Here is a 23376-nt window from a genome sequence, read left to right on the forward strand (position 1 = left end):
TCGCTTACAGGCCAAGCGCCTGCTTCTGCAGGCCGATCAGCGTGCGGATGCCCTGGTCGGCCAGCCCCAGCAGGGCGTCCATTTCGGCGCGCGTGAACGGGGTGCCTTCGGCGGTGCCCTGCACTTCGACAAAGCCGCCGCTGCCAGTCATGACGACGTTCATGTCGGTATCGCAGGCGGAATCTTCCGGATAGTCGAGGTCGAGTACCGGCACGCCGTCGACCACGCCGACCGATACCGCCGCCACAAAATCGCGGATCGGTTGCGCGCCTTCAGGCAGCAAGCCGGTCTTGCGCATGACGGAGACGGCGTCGTATGCCGCGACAAAGGCGCCGGTAATGCTGGCCGTGCGCGTGCCGCCGTCGGCCTGCAGCACGTCGCAGTCGAGCTGAATGGTGTTCTCGCCCAGCGCGGTCAGGTCAAACACCGAGCGCATCGCGCGGCCGATCAGGCGCTGGATTTCCTGCGTCCGACCGGTCTGCTTGCCGCGGGCGGCTTCCCGGTCGGAGCGCGTGTGCGTTGAGCGCGGCAGCATGCCGTATTCGGCCGTCACCCAGCCTTCGCCGCTGCCCTTCTTGTGCGGAGGCACCTTGGGTAGCACGCTGGCTGTGCACAGCACTTGGGTGTCGCCAAAGCAGACGAGCACCGAACCTTCGGCATGGCGCGTGAAATGGCGGGTGAGAGTGACAGGGCGGAGTTGGTCGGGCTGGCGGCCGCTGGGTCGCATGGGGGGTCTCGCGGAGAATCGGATAGCCCCACATGATACCGGCCCGCGCTGCGCTCGGCAGGGCGGGCCGGCATGGCGCAGCGTGGTAACGCCTACCGCGTCAGGTTACTGGTCTTGTCGATGGCGGCGCGGATCTCGGCAATCGACCGCTCGATCTCTTCCTCCGACATCAGCCCCGATTCGCTGCCAGGCGCGTCCAGGATGGACGTGGTGAAGGCGTTCAGCGGCAAGGTGTCGGTCTGGACGGAATCCTGCGTGGCGGTGACGGCATCCAGTTCCCACATCATGGCGATGGCGGTCGTGTTGTCTGCGGTGTCGCCGGCATTGCGCAGCGCACGTGCGATCAATTCCGGGATGGCCTGCGTGACGGAGAAGCTCGTGCACGTGTCGATCAGCTCATCCTCCTGCACGCTGCCCCAGAGGCCGTCGGAGCACAGCATGGTGACATCGCCCGTCTCGAGATTGACCGGGCCGCCGATGTCGACCAGCGGGAGGTTGGGCGAGCCGAGGCAGTTGTAGATCTTGTTGCGCTCGGGGTGGTTGGCAACCTGCATCGGCAGCACGCGGTCCTGCTGCAGCAGGTTTTCGATCTTGGAGTGATCGCGCGTGCGGGTGACGAGGGCGCCCTTGCGCATCAGGTACATACGTGAATCGCCGGCATGGGCCCAGTGCAGCGAGCCGCGCTGCGCCAGCGCGCAGACGATGGTGGTGCGCGGCGCATCCGGCAGGCCGTTCGTTTCGGCATAGCGGTGGATGTCGCGGTGCGCGAGCATGATGCTCTCGTGCAGGAAGTCGCGCGGGTTGCGGATCGACGGCCGCGCGTGACGCTGGAACTGGCGCGCCATGGTCTGCAGCGCCTGTTGCGCCGCGACTTCACCCAGCGAGTGACCGCCCAGGCCATCGCACAGCACCATCAGCATGGCGTCGCGCGTGAAGCAGTACCCCATGCGGTCCTGGTTGACGCGTCGTGCGCCCTTTTTGCTTTCTTGATAAACCGAGAAGCGCATTGCGGCTCGTGAGTTGGGGTGAGGTGAGAACGGAGCAGGGCGGCTTCTGCCCGCCGCTGCGCCGCTTGGATTCGAAAATCATACTCCGCGCAAGCGGGTCAGTTGTCCCGGCGGCGCAACAGGCTCATGAAACGCGTCGTCAGCGCCTCTTTTTCTTCGGGCAATGGGCCGCCTTGCGTGACGGCGGTCAGGGCCTGCAATTCGGTCAGCGCGTTGCTTTCTTCGCGCAGCACCTTCTGCAACCGGAACACGCTCTGCGGGCGTTCTTCCGGCTTCATCTTGAGGCACCACCCGACCAGGTCGATCAGGCTGCTGGTGTAGACCTTGCGCAGGCGCTCCAGGCTTTCTTCGAGCTTGTCTTCCTTTTCGCGCTGCGTCGCTTCCTGAGGGGGCGTGCCAGCCATGCAGGCAAAGATCGTGGCGCCGATGCTGTAGATGTCTGTCCAGGGGCCGAGTTCGTTGTGCTTGCGGTACAGCTCCGGCGCAGCGAAGCCCGGGGTGTACATCGGCTGGAAACGCGATGCCTCGGACGTGAGCGTCTGCCGTGCGGCGCCAAAGTCGAGCAGGATCGGCGAATGGTCTTCACGCAGATAGATGTTGCCCGGCTTGATGTCAAGATGCAGCAGCTTGTGGATGTGCACTTCGCGCAGGCCGCTCATGAGGTCATGGAAGACCTGGCGGATGAAGCGCTCACGCAGCATCTTCAGCTTGCCTTGCTGGCGCGCGGTGAGGATGTGCTCCTGCAGCGTCTTACCCTGCTCGTACGTCATGACCATGTACACGGTGCCGTTTTCCCGAAAGAAATTGAGCACGCGCACGATGGCAGGGTGGGAAATCCTGGCCAGCGACCGGCCTTCTTCAAAGAAATATTTGAGCCCGAGGCGGAACGCGCTCGCGCTTTCTTCCGGCACAACCGGAATCAGTTCGCCGGGGGCGCGACGCGCCAGCGAAGACGGCAGATATTCCTTTACGGCCACCGGCGTCCCATGCTCATCGGTGGCGAGATAGACGAAGCTGAACCCCCCGCTGGCCAACTTCTTTACAATACGATAGTTGGACAGCAAGGTGCCGACCGGCAACGGCGCACTGCTTGGCTGTCCTGAGCCTTTTGACTCTGTCATGGTTAGGGTCAACAGACCTTCTGTGGCGAAATGGCTGTCGGATTCTCACCGACCAGTCCATACGTTGTAAAGCGACAAAAGGTGGGGGATTCCCCGCCAATTCTCCAAGCTTCTCCACGCAAAAAAGACCACGAATCCATGATCCATAGCATGACCGGCTACGGCGTTGCCACACGCCAGGCAGCCTTTACCGACGCTCACGGCGCCCCCAGCGGAAGCCTTGCCACCGTGTCGGTTGAATTCCGCACCGTCAACTCGCGTTTTCTCGACCTGCTGTTCCGTGCGCCCGAAGAGTGCCGGGCGTTCGAGCCGGCCCTGCGCGAAATGCTGATGGGGGCACTGTCGCGCGGCAAGCTGGAGTGCCGGATCAATCTGCAGCGCCAGGAAGCCGCCAGCGACGTCGCTGCGCTCAATGTCGGCATGCTGCAACAGTTGGCCAGGCTGGAGCAGGAAGTGACGCGCCACCTGCCGGCCTCGGGATCGCTTCGTATGGGTGAAATCCTGCGTTGGCCCGGCGTGCTGGCCGAGCCCCAACTGACCCAGGACGCCCTGCGCGAAGCCGTCGTTGACGCCGCCAAAGAGGCGCTCAAGCAACTTCTCGAATCGCGCCGTCGCGAGGGCGATGCGCTGAAGTCCATGCTGCTGGAGCGTGTCGACGCCATGCTGGTGATCATCGAGCAGCTTGCGCCGATGGTGCCCAACTTGATTCAGCAGCACCAGGACAAATTGACCGACCGGTTGCGCGAAGCCTTTGGCCTGGCTGCGCCAGACGGCACTCCTGCGCTTACCCGGGATGAACTGTCCGAGCGCATCCGCCAGGAAGCCACGGTATACGGCATTCGCATTGATATCGCCGAGGAGCTTTCCCGCCTGCAGGCGCACCTGCGCGAGACGCGCCACATCCTGGAGAAGGGCGGCCAGATCGGCAAGCGCCTGGATTTCATGATGCAGGAGCTCAACCGGGAGGCGAACACGCTCGGGTCGAAGGCCGCTGCCAAGGAGTTGGCCGACGCGTCGATGGAGCTCAAGCTGCTCATCGAACAGATGCGCGAGCAGGTCCAGAACCTCGAATAACACTCCAGAACGACAGAACCAGAACATGCCATCCACTCAAGCGCATTCCGCGGTCGACACGCCTATCGAAAATCATTTCCCTGGCAGCCTGTTCATGGTCGTGGCGCCGTCCGGCGCCGGCAAATCGACGCTGGTGAACGCGCTGCTGGCGCAGGACTCGTCGATTCGCCTGTCGATCTCGGCGACCACGCGCCAGCCGCGCCCAGGCGAGCAGCACGGCCGCGAATACAACTTCATGACCGTGGAGGAATTCAAGGCGTGTCGGGATCGCGGTGAGTTTCTCGAATGGGCGGAAGTCCATGGTAACTACTACGCCACTTCACGCGTGTGGATCGAAGAGCAGATGCGCGCCGGCACCGATGTGCTGCTCGAGATCGACTGGCAGGGTGCACAGCAGGTGCACCAGCGCTTCGCCAACGCGGTCGAGATCTTCATTCTGCCGCCGTCGCTCACGGCACTGGAAGATCGCCTGAAGAAGCGCGGCCAGGACGAACCGAACGTGATCGTGCGCCGTCTGCTCGCCGCCGGCTCGGAGATGGCCCACGCACCCGATGCCGACTATGTGATCATCAACGAAGACTTTGGCACCGCGCTGGCAGAACTGCGCACGGTGGTGCAGGCCACGCGTCTGCGCTTTGGTGCCCAGAAGGCGCGCCACGGCGAGCTCTTCGTCGAACTGGGCATCCACTGAGTTTCTGCGAGCGCCCGCATTTTCCGGTGCATCGGCAAAACTGTGGTAGAGCCTGCGCCGAATGGGCTGCCGGGGCCATGTGCCACGCTGCTGCTAAAATATCGATATCAACAAGATTTGCCACCAGGTGGAGTTTTCATGGCGCGTATTACCGTCGAAGATTGCTTGAAACAGATTCCGAACCGCTTCGAACTGGCGCTGGCCGCAACGTACCGCGCCCGTCAGTTGGTGCAGGGCCATACGCCCAAGGTCGATGCAAAGGACAAGCCGACCGTGACCGCATTGCGCGAAATCGCATCCGGCCAGGTTGGTATCGAGATGCTCAAGAAGGTCCCATCCTGAGCTGACTGCATTGCCTGGCGTGGTACGCTGCCCTGGCCACTGATCGCGGCCATGGATCGTTTGTGCGATCTTTCATGGACGACAAAGCCGCGATTGCACCAGACTCAGGCATGCCTACCTCGCCCGCCTCTTCTTCGCCCAGAAACGAGCACTCCGCCACGCACGAATCCAATGTGCCGCCGGCGGTGGTGCCAGCGGGCGCGACAGGCGGTCCCTCCGCATCGCCGCCCGGGCCCTCCACCGCTTCCATCGTTTCCATGCCGACATCCGCTTCCGGTCCTGCGTCGCCGCGTACTGGCGCGCCGAACCTGCCTGACCCGCGTGGCGCGGATCTGGTGGGAGAGCGGGCGGCGCTACCGCCCAAGACGCACAAGGTCGGCGGTGCAGAGATAGCACCACGGGCGGACGAGCCCGAACCGGCCGACACGCTCTTCATCGATGCGGTGCTCGAGCAGACCTATCGGCACCTGTTTGGACCGACCTCGCAGCCGGCCACGCCGCCGCGTCAGCAGGTTGTCTCGATCGCGGGGCTGACTGAAAAGCTGTCGTACCTGAAGCCGGCAGACCTGAAGCTGGTGAAGGAGGCGTTCCACTTTTCCGACGAAGCCCACCTTGGCCAATACCGGCAGAGCGGTGAGCCGTACATCACGCATCCGGTGGCCGTGGCGGAAATCTGCGCGGCGTGGAAGCTGGATGTTCAATCGATCATGGCGGCGCTGCTGCACGACGTGATCGAAGACCAGGGCGTGACCAAGAGCGAGCTGGCCGAGAAGTTCGGCCCCAAGGTCGCGGAACTGGTCGACGGCCTGACCAAGCTGGACAAGCTCGAATTCCAGAGCCGCGAACAGGCGCAGGCGGAGAGCTTTCGCAAGATGCTGCTGGCGATGGCGCGCGATGTGCGCGTGATTCTCGTCAAGCTCGCCGACCGCACGCACAACATGCGCACGCTCGACCACGTGCCGCCCGAGAAACGCCGTCGCATTGCCGGCGAGACGATGGAGATTTACGCGCCGATCGCCCACCGTCTTGGCCTGAACACCACGTATCGGGAACTGCAGGAACTGAGCTTCCGCATTGGCTCGCCGTTCCGATATGCGACGCTCGAGAAGGCAGTGAAGGCGGCGCGCGGCAATCGGCGCGAGGTGGTCAGCCGTATCCTGGAGGCGGCGCAGCGCGCACTGGCGGATGCTGGCATCCCGGCCGAAATGACGGGGCGCGAAAAGACGCTTTACAGCATCTATCGCAAGATGCACGACAAGCAGTTGTCGTTCTCGCAGGTGCTGGACGTCTATGGCTTCCGGGTGGTGGTGGACACGCAGATGCAGTGCTACATGACGGTCGGGGCGCTGCACAGCCTGTACAAGCCGATGCCCGGCAAGTTCAAGGATTACATCGCCATCCCCAAGATCAATGGTTACCAGTCGTTGCATACGACGCTGGTCGGGCCATTCGGCACGCCGGTCGAGTTTCAGATCCGCACGCGGGAGATGAACCAGATCGCGGAGGCGGGCGTGGCCGCGCACTGGATGTACAAGCAGCATCACGACGAGCCCGATCGCGCGCAGCAGCAGGCGCACCAGTGGCTGCAGTCGCTGCTGGATATCCAGAGCCAGACGGGCGATTCACAGGAGTTTCTCGAGCACGTCAAGATCGACCTGTTCCCGGATGCCGTCTATGTGTTCACGCCCAAAGGCGAGATCCGGGCGCTGCCGCGCGGTGCCACTGCGCTGGACTTCGCTTACGCCGTGCACAGCGACCTGGGTAACCAGTGCGTGGCGGTCAAGATCAACAACGAGTTGCTGCCGCTGCGTACGGAGCTGAAGAACGGCGATATCGTCGAGGTCGTGACGGCGCCCTATTCGAAGCCCAACCCCGCGTGGTTGACGTTTGTGCGCACCGGCAAGGCGCGTGCGGCGATCCGTCATTTCCTGAAGACGGCCAAGCTGGACGAAGCGATTCAGCTCGGGGAGCGTTTGCTGGATCAGGCCTTGCGCCAGCTCGGCATCGACATGAAGGCGGTGTCCGCGCAGGTGTGGGAACGAATTGTCCAATGGACTGGCAACAAGACGCGCGAAGACGTGTTCGCGGATCTTGCCCTCGGTCGTCGCGTGGCAGCCGTGGTCGCACGCCGCATCGAGATCGTCCTTCAGGAGGGTGGCCACGAGGGTGACGAAGCGCTGATGGCTGCCGTGCATACCTTCGCAGGCGAAGAAGCGCCCGCGGTGACCGTGAGTGGCGACGAGGGCATGGCGATGGTGTTTTCGCCATGCTGTCGACCGATCCCTGGCGACCCGATCGTCGGTTATATCGGCAAGGGCGAAGGGCTACAGATCCACGTGCAGGAGTGCCGCGTGGCCAAGCGCTTGCATGGCAAGGATCCGGAGCACTGGATTGACGTCATGTGGGCCGAGCACACCACGCGCGCGTTTGACGTGTCGATCAAGGTGCTGGTGCGCAATACCAAGGGCATTCTCGCGCGCGTGGCGGCGGACCTGACCTCGGCGGACGCCAATGTGGCCCACGTATCGATGGAGCAGGAGGGCGATCAGGAAGCGACGTATATGACATTCCTGATCCAGGTGCATGATCGCGTGCACCTCGCCGACGTGATGCGCGCGCTACGGCGTAACCCGGATGTCATCCGTATCGCGCGGGACCGCGGCGGGGAGTGATCCCTCGGATAAAAGCAAAAAAGGCGAGGCCACATAGCCTCGCCTTTTTGCGGATGGTTTGTGCTCGCGAAGCAAGCTGCGCGGCAAAAGAAAAAGGCTTCCATTTCTGGAAGCCTTTTTCAAATGAGGTTGGCGCGGCTGGCAGGATTCGAACCCACGACCCCTTGGTTCGTAGCCAAGTACTCTATCCAACTGAGCTACAGCCGCAACCGAGAAGTGAGATTATACAGAGTTTTTCGGTCTTGTGAACCCCTTCTTCACTTTTTCTTGCAAGGGAGCCGGCTTTCTATAATGGAGCCCTGATCCACCGTTGGTTTCCACATGAACAAGGCTTTCGTCCGGGAAGACGCCGGCGATGACGAAGACGATCTGCCCGAAGGGGCCGCACCGTTGCCGGCAGGCTCGAAGAATTACATCACGCCGGCAGGCTACGAGCGCCTGCGCACCGAGCTGATGCACCTGATCGACACCGAGCGGCCCGAAGTGGTTGGCATCGTGTCCTGGGCGGCATCAAACGGCGACCGCTCTGAGAACGGCGATTACCTTTACGGCAAGAAGCGCCTGCGCGAGATCGATCGCCGCATCCGCTTTCTTACGCGCCGTATCGAAAAGGCCGAGGTGGTCGACGCCAGTTTGCAGGGCGACAACGATCAGATCTTCTTTGGTGCAACGGTCACCTACGCCAACCAGCGCGGTGACGAGACCACCGTCACCATCGTCGGCATGGACGAGGTCGATCTGGACATCGGACACGTGAGTTGGATCTCGCCGATTGCGCGAGCGCTGATCAAAGCGCGCGAGGGCGATACGGTGCCGCTGCGCACGCCCACGGGCGTCGAGCAGATCGACATCCTTGAAGTCAAATATCCGCCGCGCTCGGCGTGAGTTGTGTCCTCACGCCGGGTGCCCCAGGCAGTAGGCGCCGAAAGCGATGACAGAGCACGCCGAGAGGCGCCGCGCCGTGAGCGACTCCTTCAGGAACAGTCGGCCGAGCAGCGCGGCAAACACCACCGACGTTTCGCGCAGGGCCGACACGGGCCCCATCGGCGCGAGCGTCACGGCCCAGATGACGATGCCGTATGCGATGAGCGAGACCACGCCGCCGCCAAACGTCTTGAGCGTAGCGGCGTCTCGCAGGTCGATGTTTAACGGGCCTTTCCACACGCGATAGAGCAGCACCATCGGCAGACCGTCGAGCATGAATAGCCAAGCCGAGTACGCATTCGCATTGCCGGCTACCCGCGCGCCGATGCCATCGCACACCGTGTAGCACGCGATGAACACGCCCGTGGTGAGGGCCGCCAGCGTCGAGCCAAGGTCGGCCTTGCGGCCGCGCGCCAGACTCAAAATGCCGCCGCTCACCAGCACCACGCCCGCGAGCGCAATCACGCCCGGCATTTCGCCCGCAAACAGTGCGGCGCCCACCGTTACCAGCAGCGGCGACGATCCGCGCGCAATCGGGTACACCTGCCCGAATTCACCAAACCGGTACGCGCGCGCGAGGAACACGTTGTAGCCGACGTGCAGCACCGCGGACAGCGCCACATAAGGCCAAGCGGCCGGCGCCGGCAACGGCAATGCAATCGCCATCGGTATTGCGGCCACGCCAGAGGCCAGCGTCATCAGCGTAATGGCGCGCAGGCGGTCGGAGCCGCTTTTCAGCAAGGCATTCCATGAGGCGTGGAGCAGGGCGGCGCAGAGAACCAGGGCGATGACGGCGGCGGTCACGATGACGATGTGCGCGATGTGCGAAAGCGAGAATCGGGTAGATTTTTTTCACTCGATGCTGTGGCAGCGAGAGCAAGAAGACGCCAGCGTAACGCCGCAAAAGTGTGATCAACAATCGATATATACTGACTCGATCTGTGCAAAAAATTCACGCGATATGCGCAAGCTGCCCCCTCTGAATGCCGTGCGCGCCTTTGAATCGGCGGCGCGCCATCTCAGTTTTACGCGCGCGGGCGAAGAACTGAGCGTCACGCATGGCGCGATCAGCCGTCATATCCAGGCGCTGGAGGCGTGGCTGGGTGTGTCGTTGTTTCGTCGGCTGAATCGGCGTGTGGAACTGACCGATGCGGGCCAACGCTACCTTGCCGAGATTGGCGTAGCGCTTGACCGCATCAGCATGGCCAGCCAGGCGCTGCGCGACCGCGATGCCGTGCGCATCCTCCGTGTGAACAGCATCCCGACGTTCACGATGCGCTGGCTGATTCCGCGGCTTTCCACGTTTCAGATGCGCTTTCCGCGCGTGGAGGTGCGGCTGACCACCTCCATCGAAGAGATCGAAGACTTGCCTGATCATTTCGACGTGATCATTCGTGGCGGGCCGGAGATTCATGCGGGTTTTCAATCCGGGCGCTTTCTGGACGAGAGCCGCTTTCCGGTGTGCAGCCCGGTGTTGCTGGAGCGCTTGCCGCTATCGACCCCGTCCGACTTGCGGCATCACACGCTGCTGCATTCGGACACGCTGCCTTCGGTGTGGCCCAGCTGGCTGGTGCTGGCAGGCGTGCCGAACCTGCGGCCAGCGCATGCGCTCACGTTCGAGCATTTCTATCTGTCGATTCAAGCCGCCATCGATGGGTTGGGTGTCGCGATGGGACCATCGGCGCTCATCGCGGAGGATCTGGAGGAGGGGCGTCTTGTGGCGCCGTTTCCGGATCTCGCGCTGGTCGCGCGCAGCTACTACTGGTACAGCCCCGCGCGCAATCTGGGTGACGAGGTCGTGCAGGCCTTTTGCGCGTGGCTGGGGGAGGAACGACCGCAACGTCACGCAAACGTGAATACATTTCCGGTCTCCGGTAACGGAGGTAACGCCGCGTAACACCCTAGAGGCGGGGGCGAAACGCGATGCTACGATGCAATCACGCTCGATTGCTTTGAAAAGGAGGTCCCCACATGAAGAAGAACGCATGGATTCTCGCTGCATGCTTGGCGGCTGCCGGTGTCGCTGGTTCGATCGCCTTGCCGGCGCAGGCCCAGGTGTCGATCGGCGTGCAGATCGGCCCGACCTACGCGCCCCCGCCGCCCCAGTATGAGCCCGTGCCAGTCTTGCAGCCGGGCTACGTATGGGTACCGGGTTACTGGCAATGGCGCGACGGCCGCTATGTCTGGCGTCGCGGCTATCGCGAACATGGCCGACCGGGTTATCACTGGCGCGAGCCGCGTTGGGAGCAGGGTCCGCACGGCTGGCAAATGCGTGACGGTGGCTGGGACCGAGGCGACGACGGTCGCTGGCATGGCCGTGGCCGGGATCGCGACGACCGCTACCACTGCCCCCCGGGCCACGCGCGCAAGGGCGAATGCTGACGATGCAACGACAGGCCGGTCATGTACCGGCCTGTTTTTTGCAGGCAAGTCTGTCGATGCCGCAACCGCCAAGTGAGAAGTTGCGGCGTCTTCCGGGAGGCAACATGACAATGGAATCGAATTGGCGCACCGAGCTGTACAAGGACTTCGACGTCTACGTACTGGCCATTCCGCGTGCTGAGCGCAAATCGGACAAGGGCGGGCAGGGGCCCACGCAGTGGGATTTTGTCGTGCGCATTTGCGAGTCGGGTGCAGACCCGACAGCGGTCGAAACCCTCGTCGCCCACTCGCACGACGAGCGCCCGCTGCCCACGCGCGAAGCCGCGGAAGATGCCGGGCTGACGCGCGGCTATGGGTTGATTGACGAATTGCTCGGGCGCAACCCCGTCCAGCAGTCGATCGATCTCTGACGTGGGCTCACGCTGCCAGCGCGGTCTGCCGAACGTGCTGGCGCGCGAATTGCCACCAGAGCCACGTTGAATCCGGTCCCGGCGCGTGGAAGGCGAAGCGTGGGTCGCCGCCACTCCAGGCGTGGCCCATGGTTGTGAGTTGACACAGGCTGACAATGCATTCGCCGCCGCGCATGTCGTTGCGCAGGACGTAGCCGTCGCCGCGTGAGGTGTCGCGCGAAACACCGCGCCCATCGCCCAGATGGTTCAGCGCACGGAACTGCGCAGCCAGTTGCGCCTGGTTGGCCGGGTTGACGGCGTCGTCGCGCAGACCGTGCAGGATCATCGTCGGCATGCCCGGGTAGGCGTTCACATCCACCACGGTCGATAGCGCTTCGAGCGGGTCGACGCGTGCGCCGCGCCGCATCAGGTTCAGTGCAGATGCCGGCGAGCGTGCCACACCCAAGGCCGGGCCCGAATGCAGCGCCAACGCGGCGAACAGCTTCGGATGACGCAATGCCATCAGGCCGGCCAATCCCGCGCCGGCCGACAGCCCTGCCAGATACACACGTGAAGGGTCGGCGCCAGTTTGTGCCAGGGTTTGTTCGATCAGTTGGATAATGCCATCGGCTTCGCGTGCGCCCGCGTGCTCGGGGTCATACCAGTGCCAGCAGCATTGCGGATGCGCGCGGCGCGGCTGCTCCGGATACAGCACGATAAAGCCCTCGCGGTCTGCCAGTGCGTTCATGCGCGTGCCATGCGCCAGCACTTCTGCCGATTGCTTGCAGCCATGCAGCATCACCATCAATGCGGGGGGCTTGCTGCCGCGTGTGGGCGGTGTGTAGAGCCAGTATTCCGGCCGGCGCGCCACCACGGCGGGCGATTCGGGTTCGTAGATGAACTGTTCGCGAACGAAGGTTCCCTGGGTGGGCGTGGGGCGCACGCGGCGCGGGCCGTCCCGGCGCGCGGCGGGCTTGAGCGGCCTGACAGGCTTGGGTGGCCACGAGTGGCGCCCGAAGCCGGGCGTGGTCAGTGCGTCGACCAGCCGGGAGATGGATTTTATCCACATGCGATTCATGGCGATGCGTCAGGCTGGGTGGGGGGGGGGGCTTGCCCGTCGGTTGTGTTGGGCTTCCATCGGTAGACCATTGTGCCAGCGATTTTGTTGCATCGCAGCATATCGGGCTGCGGCCAATGCACATACGCCGCTGAAGTTTGCATTTGCGCCCGAGCCGTCATGGAGGGGGCGTACATGAGCGGCTACACTGCCGCGGCGGACGCTCCCCTGGCGCATCCGCCTTCCCACTTTCCGTTCCCCGTTGTGTACTGATGGAGGTCGTTATGGGTCTTTTTGACTTTATCAAAGAAGCCGGCGAGAAGCTGTTCCACGGTAATGCCGCAGCCGCTCCTGCGGATGCACCGGCCGATGCAGATGCTTCCAACCGTGCAAAGAGCGCGGCCATCGAACAATACATCGCCCAACAGGGCCTTTCGGCGACCGCGTTGTCTGTGCAGGTCGATGGCGATGCCGCCAAGGTGTTCGGTGTCGCGCCTGACCAGGCCACGCGCGAAAAGATTGTCCTGTGCTGCGGCAATGTCGAGGGCATCAAATCGGTCGACGATCAGATGTCGGTCAATACCGAATCGGCCGAGTCGCAATGGCATACCGTCGAGCGCGGCGATACGCTGTCGGCCATCGCAAAAACGTTTTATGGCGACGCCAACAAATACCCGCTGATTTTCGAGGCGAACAAGCCCATGCTGTCGAATCCGGACAGGATCTATCCGGGGCAGAAGCTGCGCATTCCCGCGGCCTGATTTTTCTGCAGGCCAAAAGCAAAAAGCCCAGTCGATGAAGACTGGGCTTTTCGTCATTCTGGTGCCGCTGACCGGAATCGAACTGGTGACCTTCGCATTACGAATGCGCTGCTCTACCGACTGAGCTACAGCGGCGTCGGAAACGGAGATTCTAACAGAACTTTTTGTCGCTCTGCAAGAACCGCCGGAGCAACAGTCTTACATGGCGGCGTTACGCCGTTTTCTTGGCTTCGAGGTGATATTGCGTGACGCGATCCACCTCGTTTTTCGACCCCAGGACGACCGCCACGCGCTGGTGCAGCTGTTCGGGCTGGATGTCCAGAATGCGTTGCTCGCCGTTGGTGGCCGCGCCGCCGGCCTGTTCCACCAGGAAAGCCATCGGGTTGGCTTCGTACATCAGGCGCAGCTTGCCGGCCTTGCCCGGCTCGCGCTTGTCCCAGGGGTACATGAAGATGCCGCCGCGCGTGAGGATGCGATGCACGTCCGCCACCATCGAGGCGATCCAGCGCATGTTGAAATCCTTGCCGCGTGGGCCTTCGGTGCCGGCCAGGCATTCGTCGATGTAGCGGCGCACGGGCGGTGCCCAGTGGCGCATGTTCGACATGTTGATGGCGAACTCTTTGGTGTCTGCCGGAATCTGCACGTCGCGGCTGGTGAGCACAAAGCTGCCGACTTCGCGATCGAGCGTGAACATGTGCACGCCGTTACCGACGGTCAGCACCAGCGTGGTCTGCGGGCCGTACACGGCATAGCCGGCGGCGACCTGCTTGGCGCCGGGCTGCAGGAAGTCGGCTTCGGTCACGGCCTCGCCCGCCTGCGGCATGTGCAGCACCGAGAAGATCGTGCCGATCGAGACGTTCACGTCGATGTTGGACGAGCCGTCGAGCGGATCGAACAGCAGCAGGTATTCACCCTTCGGATAGCGGTGCGGAATCTCGTAGAACGATTCCATCTCTTCCGAGGCCATGGCGGCCAGGTTGCCGCCGTATTCGTTGGCTTCGAGCAGGACTTCGTTGGCGATCACGTCCAGCTTCTGCTGGGTTTCGCCTTGCACGTTGCCGGTGCCAGCCGAGCCGAGCACGCCGGCAAGGGCCCCCTTGTTGACGCTGTGCGAGATCGCCTTGCAGGCGCGCGCCACGACTTCGAGCAGCAGACGCAGCTCGGCCGGGATGGTGTTGTGCTCGCGCTGCTCTTCTATCAGGTAGCGGGTGAGGTTGATGCGCTTCATGGGTTCTCCTGAGACGGGCGCGATTTTACGATACAAGCGGTGACATTCAGGCCAGCGCCTTGCCGACGATCTCGCGCACGTCGCGCGAGAGGCTCGGATGCGCCGCCACGCGCTTGAGCGCGTCCTGCATGGCGTCGCGCAGCGTGGGCACGTATTTGCGCCAGCGGTCCAGCGCGCGTGCCAGGCGGGCAGAGACCTGGGGGTTGATGGCGTCGAGCGCGAGCACCTGCTCGGCCCAATAGGCATAGCCCGAGCCATCGGCGGCATGGAACTGCGCGGGGTTGCCCGAGCAGAAGCTGAAGATCAGGGAGCGCGCGCGGTTCGGGTTGCGCAGCGTGAAGGCGGGATGGGCCATCAGGGCGCGCACGGTCGCCAGCGTCGGCTTGCCGGCGGCGCCCGGCTGCATGGCCTGCAGCGAGAACCACTTGTCGATGACGAGTGCGTCGTCGGCAAAGCGCGTGTAGAAATCGGCCAGCGCCGCCTCGCGGCCCGGTGCGTAGCTGGTCACCAGGGCGGACAGGGCGCCCATGCGGTCGGTCATGTTGGTAGCGTTGGCGTACTGCCGCTCGGCCAGCGCCAACGCGTCGGGCGCTTCGGTTTCCACGAGATAGCCGAGGGTGATGTTCTTGAGTGCGCGCTTGCCGGCCGATACCGCATCGGGCGAATACGGCTCGTCGGTCTGGTTGTCGTGATACGCGCGCAGCAGCTCGGTGTTGAGGGCTTCCGCAAGCGTGCGGCGCAGCGTACGACGCGCCGTATGAATGGCTGCCGGATCGGCTACGTCCATGCGCTCGGCCAAGTAGCTCTCTGCCGGCAGGATCAGCATCTGCTCGCGGAAGGCCGGATCAAGCGAGGCGTCGGCGACGACGGCACGCAGGGCTTCGACCAGCGCAGGGTCGACCACCGGCGCGCGGCCGTGCTGGATGTCCGTCACCATGCGCAGCAGCGTGTCGGTGGCCAGGCGCTGGCCGGCTTCCCAGCGGTTGAACGGGTCGGAATCGTGCGCGAGCTGGAACGTGAGCTGCTCGGTCGTATAGCCGTATTCAACGATCACCGGCGCCGAGAAATTGCGTAGCAGCGAGGGCAACGGCGCTTCGGCCACATCTTCGAAGACGAAGGTCTGCTTGGTTTCGGCGAAGTCCAGCACGCGCGTGGTCACGGGCGAGGCCGATGCGGTTTCACCACGCAAACGCAGGGGCAGATCCTGGCCCTGCTTGTCGATCAGCCCGATCGCAAACGGAATGTGGAACGGTTGCTTCTGGATACCGCTGTTGACTTCGATGCCGACCTGCTCGCAGCGCTGGCGCAGCGTGAGCGTGTAGGTGTGCGTGGCCGCATCGTGATGGCCTTCGACTGCGACGACAGGCGTGCCGGCCTGGCTATACCAGCGGCCGAATTGCGTGAGGTCGCGGCCGTTGGCATCGGCCATGGCAGCGCGGAAGTCGTCGCAGGTGACGGCCTGGCCATCGTGGCGCTGGAAGTACAGGTCCATGCCCTTGCGGAAGCCGTCGCGGCCGAGCAGCGTCTGGTACATCCGGACCACTTCCGCGCCTTTTTCGTACACCGTGACGGTGTAGAAGTTGTTGATTTCTTCGTAGCTGTCGGGCCGCACCGGGTGGGCCATCGGGCCGGCATCTTCCGGAAACTGCGCCTGGCGCAGCACGCGCACGTCTTCGATGCGCTTGACGGCGCGGGCGCTGGCCGCGGCGGCTTCGTTGCCGGCGGCTGCGGCCATGTCCGCGGAAAACTCCTGATCGCGGAACACCGTCAGGCCTTCCTTCAGGCTCAACTGGAACCAGTCGCGGCAGGTGACGCGGTTGCCCGTCCAGTTGTGGAAATATTCGTGGCCGACCACCGATTCGATATTGGCGAAGTCCACATCGGTGGCCGTCTCTGCATTGGCCAGCACGTATTTCGTGTTGAAGATGTTCAGGCCCTTGTTCTCCATCGCGCCCATGTTGAAGTCGCCCACGGCGACGATCATGAAGCGGTCGAGATCCAGCTCCAGGCCGAAGCGGCGTTCGTCCCAGTGGATGGAATGGATGAGCGAATCCATCGCGTGGCGGGTCTTGCCGAGGTCGTGCGGCTCGACCCAGACCTGCAGCAGTTTCTCCTTGCCCGAGGCGGATTGAATGCGCTCTTCGATGCACTCCAGCTTGCCCGCCACCAGCGCGAACAGATAAGACGGCTTCTTGAAGGGGTCGTGCCACACGGCTTCGTGGCGGCCGTCCGGCAGGTCGCGCTCCGACATGAGATTGCCGTTGGACAGCAGCACCGGGTAGTCCGCCTTCGATGCGCGCAGTGTGACGGTGTAGACCGTCATCACGTCCGGGCGGTCGAGGAAGTAGGTGATCTTGCGAAAGCCCTCGGCCTCGCACTGCGTGAAGAAGTTGCCGTTGGAAACGTACAGGCCCATCAGCGACGAATTGGCTGCGGGATTGCAGTAGGTGGTGAGTTCCAACGTGAAGCTGGTGCCAACATCGGCCGGCACGGCGTCGATGGTGAGGGTGTCGCCCGAGGCTTGCAGGCCGGAAAGCGCTTTGCTGTCGACGGTTGCGGCGGCCAGTTCCAGCCCCTCACCCACCAGCACGAGCGGCTTGCCGGCGTCCGTGCGCGTCATGCGCATGCGGTTGACGACGCGAGTGCGCTCGGGCACGAGATCGATCTCCAGGGCCACTTCGTCAATGCGGAAAGCGGGCGCGGTGTAGTCCTTGCGGTAAATCGTGACGGCGGTATCGGTGCGCAACATCGGTAACATCCTTATCTGCGTTGTCTGCGGTCGCAAAGGGCCATTGTACTCAGGCCCTTGGCGGGAATCTTCCGCGCGGGGCGTCACTCTGAGTAACAGAGCGCGCGCAGCCCGCGCCCTGGGCCCGCGACCATCTGTCTGATTGAGAGTAGAGGGATCTTCTATGTGGAAATGGATCAAGAGATCGGGCGTCTGGCCGATGGCTGGCGCCCTGATGGCGGCCAGCCTGCTGGCGGGCTGCGCGAGCACGGTCACCAGCCAGGTGACGGCGTTCCGGCAACCCGGCTGGACCGACAACCCGCCGCGCACCTATGCCTTCGAGCACACTGCGGCGCAGCAAAATGATCTCGAACGCCAGACCTACGAGACCTGGACATCAGACCAACTGGCCGCCCACGGCTTTTCCAGCGTGCCCCGTGCCAGCGCACGCTATTTGGTCCGCCTGGACTACTCGACCGCCACGCGCCTCGTACAGGTGCGGCAGCCGGTGTATCCCGATCCGTACTGGGGGCCCGGGCCATGGGGGCCATGGCGCAGCCCTTGGGGACCCTGGGGCCCGTGGGGGCCGCAATACGTCGATACCAACGTGCAGGTGCCGTTCTATGCCTATCACGTGGAAATTGACGAAGCAGCCACCGGCAAGCGCGTTTATCAGGTGACGGCGCAAACGCAGGGTGGGGATGGATCGCTGACGGCGGTGATGCCGTACCTGGTACGCAGCGCCTTTGCCAATTTCCCGGCGCCGAACGCGCAGCCCATCGTCGTAGAGCTGCCTGTTGATCCATCGGTGAAACCGGCGGCGAAACCGGCATCCGGGCCGGCACCCAAGTAGGCGCCAGGGTGGGTTTTGGCCGGCTGTCTACGTTAGAATGCGTGACCTAATCTGTAGGCCGCCAGCCGTACCTCGCTTGAGCGTTGTCACTTCATCCCGTCTCGCGCCGACCGCCACCCCTGGCCGGCGCCGCCTCCGCCCCGTCGCTACCCTCCTGACGGTGCTGCGCAACGCGTGCGGCCTCACCCCCGGTTTCTCTTTGTTCCCACTGTTTTTCGCCATTTCGTCTCAGGGAGTTTCTGCCTGAGCGCATGTGCGCCTCATGTGCGGAACTCCCCATCAGGATTCATTGCTATGAACGACAAGCTTCACGACGCCTCGCCGGATTCCCAAGACCAAGGCGCCGAGGCCGAACTGCGCCGCGCGGCGTTTGAATACCATCGCGCCCCCACGCGCGGCAAGATTGAGGTGCGCCCGACCAAGGCGCTGATCAACCAGCGCGACCTGTCGCTGGCGTATTCGCCGGGCGTGGCGTATCCGTGTACCGCGATTGAGCAAGACCCGTCGCTGGCGGCGGAGTACACCTCGCGCGGCAACCTCGTCGGCGTGATCACCAACGGCACCGCTGTGCTGGGCCTGGGCGACATCGGCCCGCTGGCCAGCAAGCCGGTGATGGAGGGCAAGGGGTGCCTGTTCAAGAAATTTGCCGGCGTGGATGTGTTCGATATCGAACTGGCCGAGCGCGATCCGGACAAGCTCGTCGACATCATTGCCTCGCTGGAGCCGACGCTGGGCGGGATCAACCTCGAAGACATCAAGGCGCCCGAGTGCTTCTACATCGAGCAGAAGCTGCGTGACCGCCTGAACATTCCCGTTTTTCACGATGACCAGCACGGCACGGCGATCATCTCGTCGGCGGCGCTGCTCAACGGCTTGAAGGTCGTCGGCAAGGACATCGGCAGCGTGAAGGTGGCCGTGTCGGGCGCGGGCGCCGCGGCCATTGCCTGCCTGGACGTGATGGTGGGCCTGGGCGTCAAGCGTGAGAACGTCTACGTGGTCGATTCCAAGGGCGTGATCTATGTCGGCCGCGACGCCAAGATGGAGGCGAACAAGGCGCGCTACGCGCAGGACACCTCGGCCCGTACGCTGGCCGACATCGTGCGCGATGCAGACGTGTTCCTGGGCTGCTCGGCCGCCGGCGTGCTGACCGCCGACATGGTCAAGACCATGGCTCCGAAGCCGATCATCCTGGCGCTGGCCAACCCCGAGCCGGAAATCCGCCCGGAAGTGGCCAAGGCCGCGCGGCCGGACTGCATCATCGCCACGGGCCGTTCGGACTACCCGAACCAGGTCAACAACGTGCTGTGCTTCCCGTACATCTTCCGCGGTGCGCTCGATTGTGGCGCCACGAAGATCACGGAAGAGATGAAGCTGGCATGCGTGAAGGCCATCGCGGAACTGACGGAAGCCGAAACGAACGACGCCGTGGCCCAGGCTTACGCCGGGCAGGACCTGACCTTCGGCCCGGATTACATCATCCCGAAGCCGTTCGATTCGCGCCTGATCGAGAAGATCGCGCCGGCCGTCGCCAAGGCTGCGGAAGAATCCGGCGTGGCCACGCGCCCGATCAAGGATCTGGATGCGTATCGCGCCCAACTGAGCGACTTCGTGTATCACACGGGCCTGACCATGCGCCCGGTGTTCTCGGCCGCCAAGGCCAACCCGAAGCGCGTCGTGTACGCCGAAGGTGAAGAAGAGCGCGTGCTGCGCGCCGTGCAGACGGTGGTCGACGAAGGCCTGGCCAAGCCGATCCTGATCGGCCGCCCGCATGTGATTGAAATGCGTATCCAGAAGGCTGGCTTGCGCCTGAAGCCGGGCGTGCACTTCGAGCTGGTGGACCCGGAAGACGATCGCCGCTATCACCAGTACCACACCGCTTACCACGAGCTGATGGGCCGCAACGGCGTGACGCCGGACATGGCGAAGTCGGCGCTGCGCCGTTCGAACACGCTGATCGGCGCACTGCTGGTGCGTCTGGGTGATGCCGATGCGCTGCTGTGCGGCGCGGTTGGCCGCTTTGACGCGCATCTGGAACACGTGCGCGACGTGATCGGCCTGGCCCCGAACGCCAAGGTGTTTGCGGCCATGAACGGCCTGATGCTGGAGAAGCACACGCTGTTCATCACCGACACGTTCGTCAACGAGATGCCGAGCGCAGAAGAACTGGCCGACATCACCAAGCTGGCGGCAGAAGAAGTGCGCCGTTTCGGCCAGGAGCCGAAGGTGGCGATGCTGTCGCACTCCATGTTCGGCTCGTCGAAAAACGCCTCGGCCCGCCGCATGCGCGCTGCGTATGACCTGCTGAAGACCGAAGCACCGGATCTGCAGGTGGAAGGGGAGATCCAGGGCGACGCGGCGTTGTCGGAAGATATCCGCCACCACTTCCTGCCGAAGAGCGCGTTCTCGGGCAGCGCAAACCTGCTGGTGATGCCGTCGCTCGACGCCGCCAACATCGCGTTCAACCTGCTCAAGATCACGGGCGGGCAGGGCGTGACGGTGGGCCCGATCCTGCTGGGCGCGGCCAAGCCGGTGCACATCCTGAACCCGTCGGCCACATCGCGCCGTATCGTCAACATGACGGCGCTGGCGGTGGCAGACGTGTCGGCCACGCGTTGATCGTTTGATCCGGTATTTGGGCCGCTGAAGGTTGGCGGCCCAAAAGAAAACGGCGCCTGGGGAAAATCCAGGCGCCGTTTTTCTTTGCTGCCGACTGCTTAGAACTTTGCGCGGATGCCCACGCCGAAGGTGTCGGCCGAGCTCAGGTTCGTCACCTTGTCGCGCATGTACGCGGCGTACACATCAGTGCGCTTGGACAGCGAGTAGTCGTAGCCGACTGCCCACGTGTTGCGCTTCACGTCAGCCGCACCCGAGGTCTTCGTGTACGCGTACGACGCCAGGATGCTGCCCGGGCCCACAGGCACCGACACGCCCAGTTGGCCGCCGTTGCTCTTCGCGTCGCCCGAGTTGATGGCGTTCTTGATGTACTGGTACTGGCCGTAGACCTTGGCCACGCCAAAGTCGTACGTGGCGCCCAGTTGCGCAGCCGACTGGCGCGAGAAGCCTGCCACCAGCGCGTTCAGGTCACCCGGCGCACCGTCGAAGCGCACTTGCTGGAAGGCTGCCGTGGCCGCGAAGTTGCCATGGAAGTACAGGAAGTTGCCGCCCCACTTGTTCTGGCCGTTATGGCCGGCTTGCTCACCCGCGCCGTAGATGAAGTTGGCGGTCAGGCCGTTGAAGTCCGGCGTGGAGTACATGATCGAGTTGTTCCAGCCCGAATCGCCCACCAGGCCAGAGATGCCGCCGGGGCCGCTCAGGCCGTTGCCGAGGTAGGTGTGGAACACCATCGGCGAGAACGTATACGAATCGATGAACGGGTTGAACAGGATCGTCGAGACAAAGTACGGTGGCGTCAGGCGGCCGAGCTTGATCGAGCCCCACGTGCTCGATTGCAGGCCCACGAACGAGTTGCGGGCGAAGAACGTATCGCCGTCAAAACGGCCGGACTTGCCGGTGTCCGGGCGGAAGAACGCTTCCAGCGTGAAGATCGCCTTCAGGCCGTTGCCCAGATCTTCGCTGCCCTTCATGCCCCAGTACGAGGTCGACATCCCGCCCGAGTTGACACCCCAGGCGCGATCCGATGCGCCCAGACTCTTGGTGGCGCCCGCCCATGCATCCACCTGGCCGTACAGCGTGACGGACGATTGCGCTTGCGCACCGGCACTTGCTGCCCCCAGTGCCGATGCCACTGCCAGCGCGGCCACGCCACGCTTGAATTTCGACTGCATTGCTACCTCCTTTGTTGTTGAAGATCACTGCGGGTTGCGCCGCATTCTTTGATGCGGTCACAGGCCGGCTGGTCAGGCTCCATGCCGATCGGTGTCCCATGCCCCATGACACCGTGCCCACAGCGTTGTTTTTGCTGATGAACCTGAAAAATCAGTGTGCTGCAATCAAATCGGCCAAGCGGAAACCCGCGATGCGATGAATCTGTTCGAGCGACGCACGCAGCTCGGTATCGCGGTCGTTCTCAACGCGGTGGCTGAAGTTCTCGATGATGCCGTGGCGGTCATAGCCGCGCACCGCCAGGATGAACGGGAAGCCGAACTTCTCGTTGTACTGGGCGTTGAGTGCCTGCAGGCGTGCAAATTCTTCCGGCGTGCACAGGTTCAGGCCCGCGCCGCTTTGTTCGCGCGTCGACTCGGCGGTCAGCTCACCACGCACGGCGGCCTTGCCCGCCAACTCCGGGTGGGCGCGCACGAGTTTGAGCTGCGGCTCGATGCCCGCGGTGTCGACGACATTGCGCATGGCAGCCGCGAGCGCCTCGGGCGAAGCAAACGGTCGTTGCGTGGCGGCCTGTTCAGCAACCCAGGGCGAGTGCTCGTAGATGCCACCCAGGACTTGCACGAACTGCGATGCGTCCATGCCGTTGAGTTGCGAGAGGGTATAGGTGGTCTGGCTCATGCTGCGGTGCTCAAAACGGGTTGCTTGGCATACGGATGGTTCTGGATCCAGTGCTGCGCGATGTCGATGCGCCGGCAGATCCAGACCTTGTCGTGCGATTGCACGTAGTCAAGGAAGCGCTGCAGCGCACGGAAGCGCGCGGGGCGGCCCAGCAGGCGGCAGTGCATGCCGATCGACAGCATCTTCGGCCGTGCGAGGCCGTTGGGATCGCCTTCCTCGTACAGCACGTCGAAGGCGTCCTTCAGGTACTGGTAGAAGTGGTCGGCTGTGTTGAAGCCTTGCGGGCTGGCAAAGCGCATGTCGTTGGTGTCGAGCGTGTACGGCACCACCAGGTGCGGCTTGCTCTCGCCCGACGAGGTTTGCACTTCGGTCCAGAACGGCAGGTCGTCGCCGTAGTAGTCGGCGTCGTAGGCAAAGCCGCCGTGCTCGACCACCAGGCGGCGCGTGTTGGGGCTGTCGCGGCCGGTGTACCAGCCCAGCGGCGCGTTGCCGGTCAGCTCGCGGATGATCTCCACGCCAATGCGCATGTGCTCGCGCTCGGTGGCTTCGTCGATGTTCTGGTAATGGATCCAGCGCCAGCCGTGGCAGGCGATTTCGTGGCCCAGGTCAACGAAGGCTTGGGTCAGGTCCGGATGGCGCTGCAGGGCCATCGACACACCGAAGATCGTCAGCGGCAGGCCGCGCTTTTCAAACTCGCGCAGTATGCGCCACACGCCTGCACGCGAGCCGTATTCGTAGATGCCCTCCATGCTCATGTGGCGGTCGGGGTAGGCCGCGGCGCCAATGATTTCGGAGAGGAACTGCTCGGAGCCGGCGTCGCCGTGCAAGACGCAGTTTTCACCGCCTTCCTCGTAGTTGAGGACGAACTGCAGTGCTACGCGCGCGCCGCCCGGCCAATTGGCGTTGGGCGGGTTCTTGCCGTAACCGATGAGATCGCGCGGATAGTTATTGTTTGTCAT

Annotated in this window: 21 protein-coding genes and 2 tRNA genes; 11 read left to right on the plus strand and 12 right to left on the minus strand. The window is 63.7% G+C overall.

The genetic code is table 11. The features are described from left to right. Nucleotides 1–4 precede the first annotated feature (4 nt). The 3 genes from rph to R2N03_RS03095 form a co-directional block, all read right to left on the minus strand. Nucleotides 5–727 carry a ribonuclease PH gene (gene rph / locus R2N03_RS03085; protein ID WP_316655031.1) on the minus strand — a complete coding sequence of 241 codons (723 nt, stop codon included), beginning with the start codon at nucleotides 725–727 and terminating at the stop codon, nucleotides 5–7. A gap of 92 nt (nucleotides 728–819) precedes the next feature. Next, the gene (locus tag R2N03_RS03090; RefSeq protein WP_316655033.1) at nucleotides 820–1734 is read right to left on the minus strand and encodes a PP2C family protein-serine/threonine phosphatase; all 915 of its coding nucleotides are present in this window, start codon (nucleotides 1732–1734) and stop codon (nucleotides 820–822) included. 98 nt (nucleotides 1735–1832) lie between these two features. Further along, nucleotides 1833–2855, minus strand: a complete 1023-nt coding sequence (locus R2N03_RS03095) for a serine/threonine protein kinase (protein WP_316655035.1) — start codon at nucleotides 2853–2855, stop codon at nucleotides 1833–1835. A 138-nt stretch (nucleotides 2856–2993) separates the two neighbouring features. Between R2N03_RS03095 and R2N03_RS03100 the strand changes: the two genes are divergently transcribed. The 4 genes from R2N03_RS03100 (at nucleotide 2994) to R2N03_RS03115 (ending at nucleotide 7634) form a co-directional block, all read left to right on the plus strand. Then, nucleotides 2994–3929, plus strand: coding sequence for a YicC/YloC family endoribonuclease (locus R2N03_RS03100; RefSeq protein ID WP_316655037.1), 936 nt, complete (start codon nucleotides 2994–2996; stop codon nucleotides 3927–3929). Between the two features lie 25 nt (nucleotides 3930–3954). Next, nucleotides 3955–4620 carry a guanylate kinase gene (gene gmk / locus R2N03_RS03105; RefSeq protein WP_316655039.1) on the plus strand — a complete coding sequence of 222 codons (666 nt, stop codon included), beginning with the start codon at nucleotides 3955–3957 and terminating at the stop codon, nucleotides 4618–4620. Between the two features lie 138 nt (nucleotides 4621–4758). Then, nucleotides 4759–4962, plus strand: a complete 204-nt coding sequence (rpoZ, locus tag R2N03_RS03110; protein ID WP_004630929.1) for a DNA-directed RNA polymerase subunit omega — start codon at nucleotides 4759–4761, stop codon at nucleotides 4960–4962. A gap of 257 nt (nucleotides 4963–5219) precedes the next feature. Beyond that, a complete protein-coding gene (locus tag R2N03_RS03115) occupies nucleotides 5220–7634 on the plus strand; it encodes a RelA/SpoT family protein (protein WP_316655064.1) in 2415 nt (804 codons plus the stop codon). A 130-nt stretch (nucleotides 7635–7764) separates the two neighbouring features. Here R2N03_RS03115 and R2N03_RS03120 read toward each other — a convergent pair. Further along, a tRNA-Arg gene (locus R2N03_RS03120) sits at nucleotides 7765–7841 on the minus strand. Nucleotides 7842–7955: 114 nt separating this feature from the next. On the opposite strand from R2N03_RS03120, the gene greB reads away from it, so the two are divergent. Continuing rightward, a complete protein-coding gene (greB, locus tag R2N03_RS03125) occupies nucleotides 7956–8519 on the plus strand; it encodes a transcription elongation factor GreB (protein ID WP_316655066.1) in 564 nt (187 codons plus the stop codon). A gap of 9 nt (nucleotides 8520–8528) precedes the next feature. Here greB and R2N03_RS03130 read toward each other — a convergent pair whose 3' ends face one another. After that, nucleotides 8529–9362 (minus strand): DMT family transporter, encoded by an 834-nt coding sequence (locus tag R2N03_RS03130; protein ID WP_232040566.1) that lies wholly within the window; start codon nucleotides 9360–9362, stop codon nucleotides 8529–8531. Between the two features lie 157 nt (nucleotides 9363–9519). Between R2N03_RS03130 and gcvA the strand changes: the two genes are divergently transcribed. From gcvA to R2N03_RS03145, 3 genes are all read left to right on the plus strand, one after another. Further along, nucleotides 9520–10455, plus strand: a complete 936-nt coding sequence (gcvA, locus tag R2N03_RS03135) for a transcriptional regulator GcvA (RefSeq protein WP_316655069.1) — start codon at nucleotides 9520–9522, stop codon at nucleotides 10453–10455. A 74-nt stretch (nucleotides 10456–10529) separates the two neighbouring features. Next, a complete protein-coding gene (locus tag R2N03_RS03140; protein WP_232040564.1) occupies nucleotides 10530–10940 on the plus strand; it encodes a hypothetical protein in 411 nt (136 codons plus the stop codon). A 104-nt stretch (nucleotides 10941–11044) separates the two neighbouring features. Continuing rightward, complete coding sequence (locus R2N03_RS03145) at nucleotides 11045–11350, plus strand: hypothetical protein (RefSeq protein WP_316655071.1); 306 nt, start codon at nucleotides 11045–11047, stop codon at nucleotides 11348–11350. A gap of 7 nt (nucleotides 11351–11357) precedes the next feature. Here the strand turns inward: R2N03_RS03145 and R2N03_RS03150 are convergent, their stop codons facing one another. Next, the gene (locus R2N03_RS03150) at nucleotides 11358–12407 is read right to left on the minus strand and encodes an extracellular catalytic domain type 1 short-chain-length polyhydroxyalkanoate depolymerase (protein WP_316655073.1); all 1050 of its coding nucleotides are present in this window, start codon (nucleotides 12405–12407) and stop codon (nucleotides 11358–11360) included. 263 nt (nucleotides 12408–12670) lie between these two features. Here R2N03_RS03150 and lysM point away from each other — a divergent pair, with 263 nt between their 5' ends. After that, nucleotides 12671–13147: a peptidoglycan-binding protein LysM gene (gene lysM / locus R2N03_RS03155; protein ID WP_316656544.1), complete on the plus strand. Its 477-nt coding sequence runs from the start codon at nucleotides 12671–12673 to the stop codon at nucleotides 13145–13147. A gap of 59 nt (nucleotides 13148–13206) precedes the next feature. Here the strand turns inward: lysM and R2N03_RS03160 are convergent. The 3 genes from R2N03_RS03160 to pepN all read right to left on the minus strand — a co-directional run bounded on the left by R2N03_RS03160 (nucleotide 13207) and on the right by pepN (nucleotide 17124). After that, nucleotides 13207–13282 (minus strand) — tRNA-Thr (locus R2N03_RS03160). A 76-nt stretch (nucleotides 13283–13358) separates the two neighbouring features. After that, on the minus strand, nucleotides 13359–14375 hold the full coding sequence (locus R2N03_RS03165) for a class 1 fructose-bisphosphatase (RefSeq protein WP_316655075.1): 1017 nt from the start codon (nucleotides 14373–14375) through the stop codon (nucleotides 13359–13361). A 46-nt stretch (nucleotides 14376–14421) separates the two neighbouring features. Beyond that, nucleotides 14422–17124 (minus strand): aminopeptidase N, encoded by a 2703-nt coding sequence (gene pepN, locus R2N03_RS03170; protein WP_316655077.1) that lies wholly within the window; start codon nucleotides 17122–17124, stop codon nucleotides 14422–14424. A 163-nt stretch (nucleotides 17125–17287) separates the two neighbouring features. Here pepN and R2N03_RS03175 point away from each other — a divergent pair, with 163 nt between their 5' ends. Both R2N03_RS03175 and R2N03_RS03180 read left to right on the plus strand, forming a co-directional pair. Next, on the plus strand, nucleotides 17288–17956 hold the full coding sequence (locus R2N03_RS03175; protein ID WP_316655079.1) for a DUF4136 domain-containing protein: 669 nt from the start codon (nucleotides 17288–17290) through the stop codon (nucleotides 17954–17956). Nucleotides 17957–18250: 294 nt separating this feature from the next. Then, nucleotides 18251–20572 (plus strand): NADP-dependent malic enzyme, encoded by a 2322-nt coding sequence (locus tag R2N03_RS03180; protein WP_316655081.1) that lies wholly within the window; start codon nucleotides 18251–18253, stop codon nucleotides 20570–20572. A gap of 98 nt (nucleotides 20573–20670) precedes the next feature. Here the strand turns inward: R2N03_RS03180 and R2N03_RS03185 are convergent, their stop codons facing one another. The 3 genes from R2N03_RS03185 to puuE all read right to left on the minus strand — a co-directional run bounded on the left by R2N03_RS03185 (nucleotide 20671) and on the right by puuE (nucleotide 23376). Beyond that, complete coding sequence (locus R2N03_RS03185; RefSeq protein ID WP_232040500.1) at nucleotides 20671–21741, minus strand: porin; 1071 nt, start codon at nucleotides 21739–21741, stop codon at nucleotides 20671–20673. 151 nt (nucleotides 21742–21892) lie between these two features. Beyond that, the gene (uraD, locus tag R2N03_RS03190) at nucleotides 21893–22417 is read right to left on the minus strand and encodes a 2-oxo-4-hydroxy-4-carboxy-5-ureidoimidazoline decarboxylase (protein ID WP_316655083.1); all 525 of its coding nucleotides are present in this window, start codon (nucleotides 22415–22417) and stop codon (nucleotides 21893–21895) included. Further along, nucleotides 22414–23376, minus strand: a complete 963-nt coding sequence (gene puuE, locus R2N03_RS03195) for an allantoinase PuuE (RefSeq protein WP_316655085.1) — start codon at nucleotides 23374–23376, stop codon at nucleotides 22414–22416. Before puuE ends, uraD begins: the two co-directional genes overlap by 4 nt.

Source organism: Ralstonia condita, from assembly GCF_958405655.1.
GTDB classification, from domain to species: Bacteria; Pseudomonadota; Gammaproteobacteria; order Burkholderiales; family Burkholderiaceae; genus Ralstonia; species Ralstonia condita.

Coding starts and splice junctions, on each gene's coding strand:
- rph (WP_316655031.1), bottom strand. CDS start 727: ATGCGACCCAGCGGCCGCCAGCCCGACCAACTCCGCCCTGTCACTCTC.
- R2N03_RS03090 (WP_316655033.1), bottom strand. CDS start 1,734: ATGCGCTTCTCGGTTTATCAAGAAAGCAAAAAGGGCGCACGACGCGTC.
- R2N03_RS03095 (WP_316655035.1), bottom strand. CDS start 2,855: ATGACAGAGTCAAAAGGCTCAGGACAGCCAAGCAGTGCGCCGTTGCCG.
- R2N03_RS03100 (WP_316655037.1), top strand. CDS start 2,994: ATGATCCATAGCATGACCGGCTACGGCGTTGCCACACGCCAGGCAGCC.
- gmk (WP_316655039.1), top strand. CDS start 3,955: ATGCCATCCACTCAAGCGCATTCCGCGGTCGACACGCCTATCGAAAAT.
- rpoZ (WP_004630929.1), top strand. CDS start 4,759: ATGGCGCGTATTACCGTCGAAGATTGCTTGAAACAGATTCCGAACCGC.
- R2N03_RS03115 (WP_316655064.1), top strand. CDS start 5,220: ATGCCGACATCCGCTTCCGGTCCTGCGTCGCCGCGTACTGGCGCGCCG.
- greB (WP_316655066.1), top strand. CDS start 7,956: ATGAACAAGGCTTTCGTCCGGGAAGACGCCGGCGATGACGAAGACGAT.
- gcvA (WP_316655069.1), top strand. CDS start 9,520: ATGCGCAAGCTGCCCCCTCTGAATGCCGTGCGCGCCTTTGAATCGGCG.
- R2N03_RS03140 (WP_232040564.1), top strand. CDS start 10,530: ATGAAGAAGAACGCATGGATTCTCGCTGCATGCTTGGCGGCTGCCGGT.
- R2N03_RS03145 (WP_316655071.1), top strand. CDS start 11,045: ATGACAATGGAATCGAATTGGCGCACCGAGCTGTACAAGGACTTCGAC.
- R2N03_RS03150 (WP_316655073.1), bottom strand. CDS start 12,407: ATGAATCGCATGTGGATAAAATCCATCTCCCGGCTGGTCGACGCACTG.
- lysM (WP_316656544.1), top strand. CDS start 12,671: ATGGGTCTTTTTGACTTTATCAAAGAAGCCGGCGAGAAGCTGTTCCAC.
- R2N03_RS03165 (WP_316655075.1), bottom strand. CDS start 14,375: ATGAAGCGCATCAACCTCACCCGCTACCTGATAGAAGAGCAGCGCGAG.
- pepN (WP_316655077.1), bottom strand. CDS start 17,124: ATGTTGCGCACCGATACCGCCGTCACGATTTACCGCAAGGACTACACC.
- R2N03_RS03175 (WP_316655079.1), top strand. CDS start 17,288: ATGTGGAAATGGATCAAGAGATCGGGCGTCTGGCCGATGGCTGGCGCC.
- R2N03_RS03180 (WP_316655081.1), top strand. CDS start 18,251: ATGAACGACAAGCTTCACGACGCCTCGCCGGATTCCCAAGACCAAGGC.
- R2N03_RS03185 (WP_232040500.1), bottom strand. CDS start 21,741: ATGCAGTCGAAATTCAAGCGTGGCGTGGCCGCGCTGGCAGTGGCATCG.
- uraD (WP_316655083.1), bottom strand. CDS start 22,417: ATGAGCCAGACCACCTATACCCTCTCGCAACTCAACGGCATGGACGCA.
- puuE (WP_316655085.1), bottom strand. CDS start 23,376: ATGACAAACAATAACTATCCGCGCGATCTCATCGGTTACGGCAAGAAC.